A 13,788-nucleotide genomic window follows, 5' to 3' on the forward strand; every position below is an offset into this window, starting at 1 on the left:
GACATGGATAGTTCAGGCTTCACCGATCTTTTTGATGAATGGACGGACGCCGCGCTCGAGTGGGTGAGCGACAATGGCGAATTCCTTTTCGATTCCATCAGGCAGCTTCTCGAAGGGCTCTATGACGGGATCCTCTGGCTCCTGCAGCTTCCGCCTTTCTACCTGGTCGCGCTGATCGTGGCGCTCATCGGCTGGCGGTTGGTCAATGTCTGGTTCGCTCTGCTGAGCGGCGCAGCACTGGCGCTTTGTTTTTCCATGGGGCTCTGGCCAGAGACGATGAGCACGCTGGCGCTGGTATTGACCGCAACCGCACTCGCCCTGGCGATCGGGATCCCAATCGGTATTGCCGCCGGCTTTTTCCCCGCCCTTGATCGATTCATGGAGCCCGGCCTGGATCTGATCCAGACACTTCCGCCATACATCTACCTGCTGCCGGCGATCGCCCTGCTCGGCTACGGACCGGCGACGGCACTGATCGCGACGGTGATCGTCGCCGTACCGCCGGCGATCCGCCTGACCTCTCTCGGTATCCGGATGACGCCCAAGGAGTTCATCGAACTTGGAGAGGCGCTCGGGATGACGCCGGCGAAGATGTTCTTCAAGATCCGCCTTCCCTTTGCGCTGCCGAGCATCATGGCAGGCATAAACCAGAGCCTGATGATGGCCTTCGGCATGGTCGTCATCGCCGGCATCGTCGGCTCCGGCGGGCTTGGCGAGACGATCTATGGCGCGATCAGAACGCTCGACATCGCGACCTCTATCAATGGAGCGATCGCCATCGTGGTACTGACCATGGTGCTTGACCGGATAACCCAGAGCGCGGCTCGCTTGGGAACGGGGAGGAAGTCATGAACCCATCCATCCTGCAGTTTTCGCCCGGCGCTTTCCTGGCGCCGTCAGTCGATTGGCTCAACACCAACCTGCATCCGCTGTTTGCGGCGATCAGCTATCTGATCGAAGCAGTCCTTTCCGGATTCGAGGCGCTCCTCCTGTTCGTGCCGCCCTATGGGCTTATCGCGATCGTCGTCGTCCTGGCATTCGTCGCCGTCGGTCTGCGCGCCGCGATCCTTGCTGGTCTTTGCCTGGGCTTCTGTCTCCTCATGGGGCTGTGGACGGCATCGATGCAGACCCTCTCCCTGGTCACGGTCGCGGTTCTGATCTCCGTGCTCATCGCCTTCCCGCTCGGCGTCCTGTGCTCGCGCCACAAGACATTGGAGGCGATGGTTCGCCCGGTTCTCGACGTAATGCAGACCGTGCCGCCGTGGGTCTATCTCATTCCTGCGGTGATGATCTTCAGTCTTGGACGTGTGCCGGCAATCATCGCCACCATCGTTTATGGCATTCCGCCGATGCTCCGCCTGACCACGCTGGCGTTCAACCAGATACCGAGAGAATTTGTGGAACTCGGCAGCGCCATCGGCGCGCCTCCCAGCTCGGTGCTTTGGAAGATCGAGATCCCCTTGGCCAGGCAGACGCTCCTGGTTGGGCTCAACCAATGCATCCTTCTGTCGCTGGCGATGGTCGTGTTGGCCGGACTTGTCGGCGCCGGCGGTCTCGGCGCCGAGGTGACGCGCGGCCTGACGCGCATGGAGATGGGGCTTGGCCTGCGGGCGGGCCTGGCGATCGTTGCGGTCGCCCTACTGCTCGACCGGCTTTCCCGCGGCCTGCTCGACCGCGACAGGCCACGGAAGGCAGGATGAGCAAGGACATAAAAAGATGAGAAACAGCTTCTTCTGTATCGATGCGCATACCTGCGGCAATCCCGTCCGCCTCGTGGCCGGAGGCGGTCCGCTGCTTCCGCATGCGCCGATCGGTGAGCGTCGGGAGATTTTTGTCCGGGACCATGACTGGGTGCGCCAGGCGCTGATGTTCGAGCCAAGGGGGCACGACATCATGTCAGGCGCGATCATCTATCCGGCCTATCGGGAGGATTGCGATTTTGCCGTTCTTTTCATCGAGGTGAGCGGCTGCCTGCCGATGTGCGGCGCCGGCACCATCGGCACCGTGACCGCCGCGATTGAGGAAGGGCTGGTCAAACCGCGGGAGCCCGGCCGGGTTGCTATCGAGACGCCTGCAGGAAGGGTCGACGTCACTTATGAGGAGAAGGGCGGATATGTCGAATCCGTTCGTCTCCACAATGTTGCGAGCTATCTTCATGAGGCTGATGTCGATGTCGATGTGCCGGGGATGGGCCGTCTGCGCGTCGACATCTCCTATGGCGGCAACTATTATGCGGTCATCGAGCCACAGGAAAATTGGAGCGGCCTCGATGGCATGACCGCATCCGACATTGTCGGCTGCAGCCAGAAACTCAGGTCAGCACTTGCTGGTATCTGCGATCCCGTCCATCTCGACGACGCCAGGATACGCGGCGTGCATCACGCCATCTGGTGCGACCGCCCCGTCAACAACACTTCGGATGGGCGTTGCGCGGTCTTCTATGGCGAGAGGGCCATCGATCGCTCGCCGGGCGGCACCGGCACTTCCGCCCGCATGGCCCAGCTCTATGGGAAGGGACGGCTTACCGTCGGGTCGAGATACCGGCATGAAAGCCTGATCGGAACCGTCTTCGAGGGCCGGGTCGAAGCCGAGGCACGCATTGGGCCCTATAGCGGTATTCTTCCAAGCATTGGAGGCTGGGCACGCGTCATCGGCCACAACACCATTTTCGTTGACGATCGGGATCCGCTAGCGCATGGCTTTCAGATCCGATGAGCGCGTTTTCGTCTGAAAAGACGGGCGGTGCGGTAAGAGCGGCGAGGAGATGACTATGCGACCCGAGCAGCATCGACAGGCAGACGACGCCGCGAAGTCGGCTGGCCGGCTCAAGGTCGGCTTCGTTCTTGCGCGATCCTTCACGCTGTCCGCTTTCGCGCTCTTCGTGGACACGCTACGGCTTGCCAGCGACGAGCAGGATCGTTCCGGAAGGGTCCTTGCCGACTGGCAGGTGATCGGCAGCACGCGGCACCTGATCACCGCGAGCTGCGGTGTCCAGGTCGCTCCGACGTCCGATTTCGTCGATCCGTCGAAGTTCAATTACATCGTGGTCGTTGGCGGCCTTCTGACGGTGGAGAACCCCGTCGACCAGGAGACCATCACTTTTCTCAAGCAGGCGGACGCCAAGAAGGTGCCGCTGATCGGCGTGTGCACGGGTTCGTTCATTCTTGCTGCGGCAGGCCTGATGAAACGGCACGAATGCTGTGTGAGCTGGCTGCATTACAAGGAGTTTCGGGAGCGGTTTCCCGATCTCAACGTTCGTTCCGACCGGCTCTTCAATCTCGATCGCCAGCGCGGATCCTGCGCAGGCGGCAGCAGTTCGGCCGACATGGCGGCGTTGCTGGTCAGGAAATGTATCAGCCGCGACGCCGAACGAAACGCGCTGGAGGTCCTTCAGATCGACAAGGCCCGGACTTCAGCGGACATACAGCCCCGGCGGCCGCTCTACGACGACTATGACGACGCCCGCGTCAAGGCGGCAATGATTACGATGGAACAGTTCGTCGACGGCAGCATCTCAATTCAGAAGCTTGCCGCGACGGTTGGCCTGTCACGGCGCCAACTGGAGAGGATCTTCATCGACAAGACGGGAATGTCTCCCGCCAAGGCCTATAATCGTGTTCGCATGGAGCGGGCAAAATCGATCCTTGCCCAGTCGAAGGCGCCAATGATCGAGATCGCGCTGGATGTCGGCTTTGAAAACGCCTCGCAGTTCACCAGAACCTTCAAGCGCACATTCGGGCAAACGCCGTCGCAGCATCGCGCAGCCGCTTCGAGAGCGCACTAGAACAGGATGATTTTAGGCGGGGTCGGCCTAAAAGCTGAATCCTGTTCTACATTAAATAGGTAGAGCATGATGTCGTCCGAAAACCGCTCACACTTTTCGGCATCATGCTCTAGGCCTATTCAGATATCTTCCCACGGAAATGTGTCCAGCCGCTCCGCTCCCCTTGCCGTGATCAGAGCCTGAGTTTCCAGCTTGATGCTCTCGGATCCGGCTTCGGCAATCAGGCTTTCGACGTTAAGCACCATGCCCTCCTCGATGATGCCGCTGAAATCCGGGTCGAAATCCGGATGCAGAAGGATCCCCGGCCATTCGTCCGCCATTCCGGTTCCGTGCAGAGCAAGCGTGTATCGATAAGGCTGGTATTTCTCCGGAATCCGCCACGACAGCGCGTTGAACTCCGCAAAGGTCATGCCGGGTTTCAGGATTACGAGATTGTGCTCGATCTGATCCCTGGCAGCGGCGTAGAGTTGCTTCTGCCTGGCGTTCATCGCGACGTGTCCCGCTGTCCACGATCGCGAGAGATCGGCGCAATAGCCGTATGGTCCGATCATATCGGTGTCGAAGGATATCATCTCCCCGCGTTTGACCACGTAGTCCGAACATTCCTGATACCAGGGGTTTGTTCTCGGGCCCGCGGTCAAGAGCTTGGTCTCGAGCCACTCGCCGCCACTGCGCGCGTTTTCGAAGTGAAGCTCGGCCCAGATCTCTCTTTCGGTGCGGCCGGGCTCGGACACCTCGTACATCCGCGCCATGCCCGCTTCGCAGACACGGATCGTCCATCTCATCAGCTCGATTTCCTCAGTGCTCTTGATGGATCGCGCCCGCTCGGCCAGTTCCTGACCGTCTAAGAGCGTGAAGCCGCGTTCCCGCAATTCGAACGCCCCGGCGGGTTCGAGCCTGTCCACGGCCACGCGCTTGTTGCCGCCATTGCGGCTCACGAGGTCCGCGACCTCGTCCGTCCAGGCTTTCAGGCGGGGTTCTATAAGGTTGCCTGATGTGAAGAATATCCAGGATTTCGCCGGCCGGATCTCGTCGATGCCGGGAAGCCCGACATTGACGTGTTCGGCGCCTTCGAATTCGAAAAGTCTCGCCGGACCATCGGCCAGGATCAGAGCGTAGCGCGAGGCGTTGTGCATCGTCCAGATGCTCATATTCGATGAATCGAAGGCATATCGGATGTTGACGGGATCGTAGAGAAGCAGGGCGCCGCAATCCCATTCGCGCATCTTCGTGCGCAGGCGTCCCAGACGATAGCGGCGAGCCCGATCGAGTGTCGTGGCCGGCAAAGGACTGATAAGAGGCCGATCCGCTCCCTCAGGATTGAGATATGCCTGCTTTCGCTCATCCTTGAAGACTGCCGGGCCGGCCAACTCGGCGGAATCGCTTTCCTCTCGCAACATTTCAGTGAGCCCCTGTTGTCGGTGAATGACGCGGCGTACCGGGCGCTCAGCGCTCAGCGCTCGATGACGAGATCGCTGAGCGGCTTGGAGCAGCAGGGCAGAAAGAAGCCGGCGTCGATTTCCCTCTGACGAATTCCGCCATTGTGGTTCATGTCGACCGTGCCTGACGTAAGCTTCGACTTGCAGGTGCCGCAGACGCCATTCGCACAGGACGACGGGATCCTGACGCCTGACTTCTTGGCACAAGAGAGCACGCTCTGGTCGCCTGTTACCTCGATGCTGCGGGCCTGTTTCGAGAAGGTGACCTGAAAGACCCTCGCAGCTGCCTCCTGAACCGCGGGGATCTCGGCTTCGTCGATGACCGCCGCGTCGAAGCTTTCCTCCAGGTAGTTTGAGGCGGCGACGCCGAGCTCGGCGGCAATGCCGCGCGCGGCGGCCATGAACGGGGCGGGGCCGCAGCACATCACGGTTCGCTCGGCGATATCGGGAACTGCCAACCGCATATAATCTTTCGAAATGCGACCGGTCAGACCGGGCCAGGACGGCTCGCCGGCCACGGTCTCCGGGAGGAAATGCAGGCGAAGGCCTTTCAGCCTGCGGGCGATGCAGGCCAGTTCGTCGCGAAAGATCAGATCCTGTGGCGTCCGGCCGGCGTGCATGAAGACGACGTCGGCGGGTTCGCAACTGTCGGCGATCTCCCGCAGAATGGACATGACGGGGGTAATGCCGGAGCCGCCCGACAGCAGCAGAAGCTTGCGTCCCGACGTCTCGGGCCTGACAAAGTGGCCGAGTGGCCCGTTCGCCTTGACGGTCGCGCCGGGAACCAGGGTGTCATGAAGCCAGTTGGAGATCTTTCCGCCGGGAACGCGCTTCACCGTCACGGAGAAGGCGTTTGTCCGATGCGGCGAGGAGGAGATGCTGTAGCACCTGTTTTCAGCGTCTCCACTATGTTCCAGGTCGAACAGAAAATACTGCCCGGCCTTGAACGCGAACCGCTTGCCTTCGCGCGATGCGAAGGTGAATGTCTTGACGTCGTGGGTTTCCTGTTGGACGTCGAGGCAGACGAGCGCGTCGTCCTCCTCGGGATTCCAGACGTCATGAAGGGCGGCCCTGGCTACGGGCATCTGCGGGCTCCTAGTATCCATGGGCGCGCATCCGATCGATGTACCAGCTGGCGAACTTGTCGAGGTTCGTCTCGGAAAAGCGGGAGTAGGGGCCAGGCTGATAGGCCGGGTCGAGAGTGCCTGCATGGGAGCGCGCGACGAGATCGGCGTCCTGGTCCGTCGTCGCGACCCAGACATCCGTCAGCTTGTCGAGATCGTAATCCACGCCTTCGACGGCGTCCTTGTGGACCAGCCACTTGGTTCTGACCAGCGTCTTGCCTGCGGAGAGCGGAATGACGGTTGCCACCACGGCATGATCGCCCATGAAGTGGTTCCAGCTGTTGTGGCCCCAAAGATGCATGTCGCCGAGATCCTTGCGGGTCATGTGGCCGAGAAGCTTGGAGGACGCGGCGGTGGCATCGTGGGTCTGGGATTCGCCGGCGCCTGATATGATCAGCCGCTGGGTGCGGAAGTTGGTGGCGCAGTCGGCGAGCTGCTCGACGGCCGCCGAGGGAAAGCCGTCGGACTCCCACGCCTTCGTCTGCTCTTCATACAGCCTGAAATGCTCCTCGGCCTGTTCGCGATCCTCCGGGCTCAGCGTCTCGGGGTCGAAGCCGAAGTCGAGATCGACGAAGGAGACGCAAAGCTCCGGATGGTTCGCGGAGCAATGGTAGCATTCGCGATTGTTTTCCATCGTCAGCTTCCAGTTGCCATCCTCGATGACATCCGTTTGGAAGGCAACCTTTGCGTTCCGGATGTCGTAGGGGGCGAGGCGCTCGGTCATGGCCTGTTCGAGGAGAGCAATGTCCTCGGGCGGATTGTCGGAGAGACAGACATAAATCAGCCCGCCGATCGACTTGAAAGTGACGGGTTTGAGGCTCCGACACTCCTTGTCGAAGTCCTTGCCCATGTGAGGCGCGTAGCTGAGCTCACCCGTCAGTTCGTATGTCCAGGTGTGATAGGGACAGACGAGCTTCGAGACGATCGACTTGCCCGGATCGAGAAGGCGGGAGCCGCGATGGCGACAGACATTGTGCAGGACGCGAATTTCTCCGTCGTCGTCACGCAGAAGGATCAGGCTCGTCTTGCCGATATCGATCACCGTGGCGTCACCGGGTTCGGGGACATCGCAGTCGAGACCGACACAGATCCAGTGATTGTGGAAGAAGACGTCGATGTCTGCTTCAAACACGTCTTCTCTGACGTAAAGGCCGGCCGGCAGGGAGTGACCGTTGGCACGAGCGTCGAGAAGGGCAGAAATGGACGATGGGAGCTTGTTTAGCATCAGAACCTCTTATGCGAGAGTTTCCCCAGATTGCCCTTGCAGTGCCGATGTTTCAACGGCATAAAAAATTAGGTTCGCATAAGTTTTTGTCATGCGATGAGGGGTTCTGTGATGCACTTTAGAAGACGGATCCCGTCACTGACGGCACTGGTGACCCTGGAGGCGGTGCTCAGAAAGAAGAGCTTCACCACGGCCGCGACCGAATTGGGTGTCACCCAGGCGGCGGTCAGCAGGCAGATTGCATTGCTGGAGGAGGAATTCGGCCAGCCCCTATTCGTGCGCAAGCATCGAGCGATCGAGCCGACGGCGGCATGCATCAACCTCGGAGCCACGCTTGCCAAGAGCTTTGCCGATATTGCCGAAAGCGTGGAAGCGCTCCAGTCGCGCAGCCAGGACGTGTTGACCATAGGGGCGACCGTTGCATTCTCTTCTTTCTGGCTGCTGCCGCGGCTGGCCGAGTTTCGCCGTGCAAACCCCGGCATCCTGGTGCGGGTGATATCCCAGGACAGCCCGATCGCTCTCGATGACGGAGAAGTCGACGTGGCAATTCGATATGGTGTGCCTCCCTTCACCGATAGCACCGTCATCGCCTCGCATGGCGACGTCATCTGCCCCGTCTGCTCTCCCGACCATCTCAAGCGTCGCGGAAATGGTCCGCTCGGCTCCGCCGACGAATTCATCGAAACGGACGTTCTCGATCGTTCCTGGTATAGCTGGGCGCAGTGGTTTTCGCTCACCGGCGCCAATCTCGAGGTAAAGCCGTCGCTTCGGTTCAACCACTATACCGAAACCATCGCAGCCGCGCGCGCAGGCCAAGGGATTGCCTTGGGATGGCGTATGCTGGTGGGCACCTTTCTGGAGGATGGAACCCTGGTGCAGGTCGACGGCGGCGAGCTTGCCGCGGAGGATCGTTACAACGTGATCGTGCCTATCAAAGCCAAGCGAAGCAACGCACGCGACCTTGCCGCCGCCTGGCTGACTGCATCACTGCACGGGTGATCAAGCCACTTTACAAGCCCAGTCCCACGGCTGCGGTTCGGTGAACGCCTTTCGGGACGAAGGCGAAGCGATCTGCCAGTCCCAGGAAATCGGCCGCCAGGTGAATGACGGAAAGCCACATTTCCGTCCCCTGCAAGCTCGGTTCACCACCATCGGCAAACGGGAATCCCTCGCCATCCCGCCATCTATCCAGCGCCCTTGAGATGACCTTGCGGGCGATCGCCTCGCCGTCGGCCCGTCTGTAGTCGGTCTGCCGGGCAATCAGCAGCAGAGGATGAATCGTATCGAGCAGGTTGCACGCATTGTATTTTGCAGCAACGAAGCCCTTGTGGTTGCGATAGTTGAGATGAACCGTTTCGAGTGAGGCGTGCGGGTGGGGAAGTGCCACGCCGAACTGGGCGTAGGTGCCGCGCGTCAGGCGATAAAAGCCGTTCACCGGTTGAAGCCATCCTTCCGCCGCGGTCGGTTCACCCCACAACCCCGAAACGCTGTTGGCATTGCGGCTTAGCCATTCGAAGAGCGCCTGCCGTGAATGCCTGATGCCGAAAGACTTCGCATTGAAGTACATGGCAGTTCCGATCGCATCGACCACGCTTCCGGCGTGCCATGCCCGGGTCGACCAGGGCAGGGCGCTCAGCCATTCATCCAGTTCCCCGGCCTCGAGCTCGACTGCATGGACGGGTTGGCGCGGACCTGAACCAAGCAGTTCAAGTGCATAGCCAACCGCAAGGACGTTATAGAGCGCCTTTGGATCATCCCTAGGGGTCTTGCCATGCATGCGCGCATGCTCTTCCGGGAAAAGGCCGGTCTCTCGGTCTTGAAGACCTTGGAGACGCTCGACGGTCTCCGCCGCATCGAGATCGGGCGGCAGGTGGCCGAAGCCGGCAGCGATCTCGATTGCATCGCAGAGATGCCGGATCGCCGGTCTGCGGATGCCGTCCGCTTCCAGCGATTCATAGGACCCTCGCGTTTTCCAGCGTGCAAGGATGTCCGGCCACTGGTCTTTCGCTTTCTGGCCGAGCCTCACCAATTGATCTTCGATGTCGCCGGTGCCGGTTTTCGTCGGCGCCGAGCCTCGGCTTCGCAGCACCCGGGCGGGCACGCCACCGGCAATTGCCATGGCGGGAATGTCTCCAGCGACCACCGCTCCGGCGGCGATCACCGCGCCGTTTCCAATCGTGGCGCCATCGAGGATCACGCAATTTGCGCCGATCCAGACATCGTCGCCGATCACGATGCCGATGCTGACGACGCCCTGGCGGTGTATAGGAATGGTCGGATCGTCGAAGCCATGATTGAAGCCGACGATCGATGCATGCGAAGCAATCCGAACGCCATGACCGCACGTCACCGTTCCGGAAACACAGGCATAGGGATTGATGGTGCAATCGTCGCCGAGGATCACATGGCCGCGAACGAGCGCGTGCCCGGCGATCCAGGACCGCTCGCCCATCGTCAGGCTTTCGGTGAAGATTGCGGCATGCTCGGCAATGTAGGACGTCTCGGCCAGTTCCGCACTGCATGATCGCCTGAGTTCCGCCTTGCGGGCGAGGTGAGTGGGATGACGGAGGTCAGACGCAATGTGTTCCCAGGTCAGGTATTGAAGCCTGCGCGCTTCCTTCTCTTCGCTCACTGACGATTGCGGGCTATTGACGTGATCCATTCTGCTCCTCATTCCCGGGTTCAACCGCAGAATATTCGTCTGACTCAGCGATCCATTGCCTCGCTGCATCAGACGGCCTGATCCGTCGAAAATCAAGACTTCCGACAATGGCGGCGCAGCCCTGGTTGAAAGGGGGTCCGGCCTCCCGGCGACCGATGCGATCACAAGCGCTCATAGCGGTTTGCCGTGTGGGCGGCCGAATTCGCGATTTGCAGAGGCGTCATGCGCCACGCACCGATCATCGGCAACGCGCTGAGCCATCTGGAAACCGTGAAGTCGCGTTAAGCCGCGTTCAGAAGTTCAGCGCTAACCGGCATTCCCATATGAAAGCCCTGGACGCGGTCGATGCGAAGATCCTTGAGAAGGGAAAATTGTGCTGCAGTTTCGACGCCTTCCACCAGGATCGTATTCCCACGATTGCGGATGAGAGCAATCATGTCCTGAAGCATCGTCAGACCGCGTGGGTTCGAGCAGTCGTGCAGGAAGGTTCTGTCGACTTTGACCGTCTGAAACTCGATTGCCCTCAGCCAAGAGAGGCCCGCGAAACCGCAGCCGAAGTCGTCAAGCCAGATCTCGACGCCGAGTGCCCGCAGATCGGCAATGCATTTAAGCACCTCCGACTGCATATCCATGTCCAGGCCCTCGGTGACTTCCAAGGCTAGTCGCGACCCGCAAACCCCGCACCGATCAAGGATATCAGCGACACTGGCAGCAAAGCCGGGGGAACGCAGTTGTATCGGCGACACGTTGACGCTGACGGTCGCCATGCGATCGGTCATCAGTATATCCCGGCATGCCGTCTCGATCGCCCACCTGCCCAGCTCGAGGATAGCACCACTTCGTTCGGCAACCGGGATGAATGTCTTCGGCGAAACCGCGGTGCCGTCCGGCATCCTGAGGCGCATCAAAGCCTCGACAGCCCTTGCTTTCCCGTTCGTCACGTCGAAGATCGGTTGGTACACGAGCGAGACCAGTTTGCGATCGATGGCGGCCGCCAGCAGCGGGACGAGTTTGCCAGCATGGTCGTCGGGGCGAGGCAAAAACGGATCAAAACTGCGAATGCAGTTTCGGCCACTTGCTTTGGCATTGTAGAGAGCAAGGTCGGCTTCACGGACTATTCGTTCAACTTTCTCTCCAACTTTCTCGCGGGTGAAGGCGACGCCGATGCTGACGGTTACGGTCGACATATCATCTGGTCGCTCGTCGTGAGCAATCGCCAAAGACTCGACTTCCATTCTGATCTTCTCGGCGAGAGTCATCGCAACCTTGGGAAGGGCAGCCGGCATGACCACGATAAACTCCTCGCCACCATACCTGCCGATCATGCCATCCGACGACCCGACAACCGCCTTCAGCGCATTGGCGATGACAGTCAGGCATCGGTCTCCTTCCTGATGTCCGTAGCGATCATTGAAGCGTTTGAAAAAGTCGACGTCGATGAGGAACACGGAGAAGTCGCGGCGTTCGTCTTTCCAGGCGGTCCAGCATTCGTCGAGCCGCCGATCCAGCGCGCGTCTGTTGCCTATGCCTGTCAGGTAGTCAGTATGTGAAAGCTCGAGCAGTGACCTTCCGCGCTCGGACGCTTCCCAATGCTGGTGGCGAGCTTCTGCCGCGTTCAGCAACACGTTTCGACGCTCCACGTTCAATCGCCAATTGACGAAAGACGTGAAGACAAAGCACGAAATGTAGAACATGCCGAAGGCAAGCTTGTAGGTCTCGCTTGAAGGAAAAAATTCCACGATCGTAATAAAAAATGCGCATAGAACGAGGCCGGAGGTGATCACCGAAAGCCGAAACGGGAAACTGAAAAACAGGTTGGCGCCCATCATGAAGATGGCGCCGAATATCATGTAGTATGACATGGCGGTGACGTCGCGTGTGGCAATCGCCGGGTAAAGCCAGCCCACATAGCCCACAAGAAGTGCAGTGGCACATGTGATGTCAAGCCAGACGGTTTTCGCGTTTGCCAGGCGCAGGGTCTCGAAAACCAGCAGCGCGATCGTTGCAACGACGAATCGCGCGGCGATCGTCACAGGCGCGACATCGGGGATCAGCCATCGGTCGGGAAGTGCGAAGGCCACATAAACGGCAACCGCGATCCAAAGACCATGTCGTGAGCTCCGCCTTCGGACAGCATCATTTTCAGTTTTCAGAGACTTGAGGGCCTCAGCGAATGAAAAACTGGCGGTGGATTCGTCGTGCTGGACATTAGCGTAAGGCGCGATCATGCAATAACACCGGCCTGACAACCATCTAAAGTATGTTGAAAAGTAAGCCATACTTCGGCGCCCTCCAAAATCGCGTTCGGCAATCTGCAACCGGTTTGTCTTATTGCTTAGCTTTGTTAGAGGGGTAGCATCTGACCCGCAAGAGTAGAATTACCCTTATCCCGTGTGGATTCTAGTCGCATCCTATTTCGAGGTTGATTATGCTTAACGCTATATCAAGGGGGTCTCGAAATGGCACAAAGCCTGGTCTTGGACGGTGAAAGTCTTGTTGCGCCCGGCGAAATTCGTCGGATCGCAAGGAGGGTTGCTGCCCCAGATCCCGGCCAGCTGATCGTTGCCAGAGCCGAGCTTGCCCTCAGCCTTGACGTGTCGACCCGTCAGTTCAAATCCGGCGTCCCCCCCCATGCGATCATCGAGCGTCTTGCCGAAGCCTTGCATCAGATACGGCGGCGCTTTCATCCGGAGGTGTGGGACGTCATCGTTCCGATCGCACAATCTCATCCGGTTGCTCACTATCTTCATCAAGATCCATTAACGCGCTGGTCGTTCGAAAAACCGCGCGGCTATTCTGGTGACGCACGCCTTCTCGACTTCATCTACGGCCGACCTGAGATTGAGGACGCAGTCTTATCATCGAGCAGCTTGGGACGCTCGATCTACGCCTACACTCGAAATGCTTCGTCGTCCGTCGCGGTGAGGGAGCGTCGAGACATTCTGGCTCGCCGCGTTGACGAAATCGCTTCGGCCCGGCCTGGTTCCACCGAAGTCCTCGCCATCGCCGCCGGGCATCTCCGTGAGGGGCCTTTGTCGTGCGCGCTCAGCGCCGGCGCGATCAGACGCTGGGTGGCGTTGGATCAAGACCCGATGAGCGTTGGAACCGTCGCCCGCGATTTCGCCGGCACGTCCGTCGAGGCGGTGAACGGGTCGGTCAAATCCCTGCTCGGTGGGAGGCATGCGCTTGGAATGTTCGATTTCGTTTATGCCGCGGGTCTCTATGACTATTTGCCAGACGCAGTAGCCGTAAGGCTGACCAAGAAGTGCGTCAGCATGCTGAAGCCTGGCGGCACATTCCTATTTGCCAACTTCTCCCCGGAGACGGACGTCGATGGCTATATGGAGACCTTCATGAACTGGGCGCTGCTGTTGCGGTCGGAACAAGAGATGGGCTTGATCGCCAGTGAAAGCGTGACCGGGACGGATGTGAAGGTGTCTGTTTGGCCCGGCTCAAACCGCAGCATTGTCTACTGTGAAATTCAAAGACCGCATTAGGCCGCATGTCTGCCGTCCAATCCGGTAGTCTTCGGGCAGTCATTTAGTTCAAACCCG

Annotated in this window: 11 protein-coding genes; 6 read left to right on the top strand and 5 right to left on the bottom strand. The window is 59.8% G+C overall.

From position 1 onward, the window contains the following. The first annotated feature begins 3 nt into the window (after positions 1-3). From AC245Y_RS26155 to AC245Y_RS26170, 4 genes are read left to right on the top strand one after another with little or no spacing between them, the layout of a single operon-like run. Entirely contained in the window at positions 4-852 is an 849-nt protein-coding gene (locus AC245Y_RS26155) for an ABC transporter permease (protein ID WP_017995985.1), read from the top strand. After that, positions 849-1,700: an ABC transporter permease gene (locus AC245Y_RS26160; protein WP_017995984.1), complete on the top strand. Its 852-nt coding sequence runs from the start codon at positions 849-851 to the stop codon at positions 1,698-1,700. Before AC245Y_RS26155 ends, AC245Y_RS26160 begins: the two co-directional genes overlap by 4 nt. A 16-nt stretch (positions 1,701-1,716) precedes the next feature. Next, the gene (locus AC245Y_RS26165; protein WP_017995983.1) at positions 1,717-2,715 is read left to right on the top strand and encodes a 4-hydroxyproline epimerase; all 999 of its coding nucleotides are present in this window, start codon (positions 1,717-1,719) and stop codon (positions 2,713-2,715) included. 55 nt (positions 2,716-2,770) lie between these two features. Beyond that, positions 2,771-3,784, top strand: a complete 1,014-nt coding sequence (locus tag AC245Y_RS26170; protein WP_017995982.1) for a GlxA family transcriptional regulator — start codon at positions 2,771-2,773, stop codon at positions 3,782-3,784. Positions 3,785-3,903: 119 nt separating this feature from the next. Here AC245Y_RS26170 and AC245Y_RS26175 read toward each other — a convergent pair whose 3' ends face one another. The 3 genes from AC245Y_RS26175 to AC245Y_RS26185 are packed head-to-tail and all read right to left on the bottom strand — an operon-like array spanning position 3,904 to position 7,572. Continuing rightward, positions 3,904-5,184: a M24 family metallopeptidase gene (locus tag AC245Y_RS26175; RefSeq protein WP_017995981.1), complete on the bottom strand. Its 1,281-nt coding sequence runs from the start codon at positions 5,182-5,184 to the stop codon at positions 3,904-3,906. Between the two features lie 53 nt (positions 5,185-5,237). Further along, a complete protein-coding gene (locus AC245Y_RS26180) occupies positions 5,238-6,308 on the bottom strand; it encodes an FAD-binding oxidoreductase (protein WP_017995980.1) in 1,071 nt (356 codons plus the stop codon). Between the two features lie 10 nt (positions 6,309-6,318). After that, positions 6,319-7,572 carry an aromatic ring-hydroxylating oxygenase subunit alpha gene (locus AC245Y_RS26185; RefSeq protein ID WP_017995979.1) on the bottom strand — a complete coding sequence of 418 codons (1,254 nt, stop codon included), beginning with the start codon at positions 7,570-7,572 and terminating at the stop codon, positions 6,319-6,321. Between the two features lie 111 nt (positions 7,573-7,683). Between AC245Y_RS26185 and AC245Y_RS26190 the strand changes: the two genes are divergently transcribed. Beyond that, positions 7,684-8,571: a LysR substrate-binding domain-containing protein gene (locus AC245Y_RS26190; RefSeq protein ID WP_032996848.1), complete on the top strand. Its 888-nt coding sequence runs from the start codon at positions 7,684-7,686 to the stop codon at positions 8,569-8,571. Between the two features lie 10 nt (positions 8,572-8,581). Here AC245Y_RS26190 and AC245Y_RS26195 read toward each other — a convergent pair whose 3' ends face one another. Continuing rightward, positions 8,582-10,234: an acyltransferase gene (locus AC245Y_RS26195; RefSeq protein WP_017995977.1), complete on the bottom strand. Its 1,653-nt coding sequence runs from the start codon at positions 10,232-10,234 to the stop codon at positions 8,582-8,584. Positions 10,235-10,515: 281 nt separating this feature from the next. Beyond that, positions 10,516-12,513 carry a putative bifunctional diguanylate cyclase/phosphodiesterase gene (locus AC245Y_RS26200; protein ID WP_017995975.1) on the bottom strand — a complete coding sequence of 666 codons (1,998 nt, stop codon included), beginning with the start codon at positions 12,511-12,513 and terminating at the stop codon, positions 10,516-10,518. Between the two features lie 180 nt (positions 12,514-12,693). Here AC245Y_RS26200 and AC245Y_RS26205 point away from each other — a divergent pair, with 180 nt between their 5' ends. Then, complete coding sequence (locus AC245Y_RS26205) at positions 12,694-13,731, top strand: class I SAM-dependent methyltransferase (RefSeq protein WP_017995974.1); 1,038 nt, start codon at positions 12,694-12,696, stop codon at positions 13,729-13,731. Positions 13,732-13,788: the final 57 nt, after the last annotated feature.

It is taken from the genome of Rhizobium sp. SRDI943 (assembly GCF_057653695.1).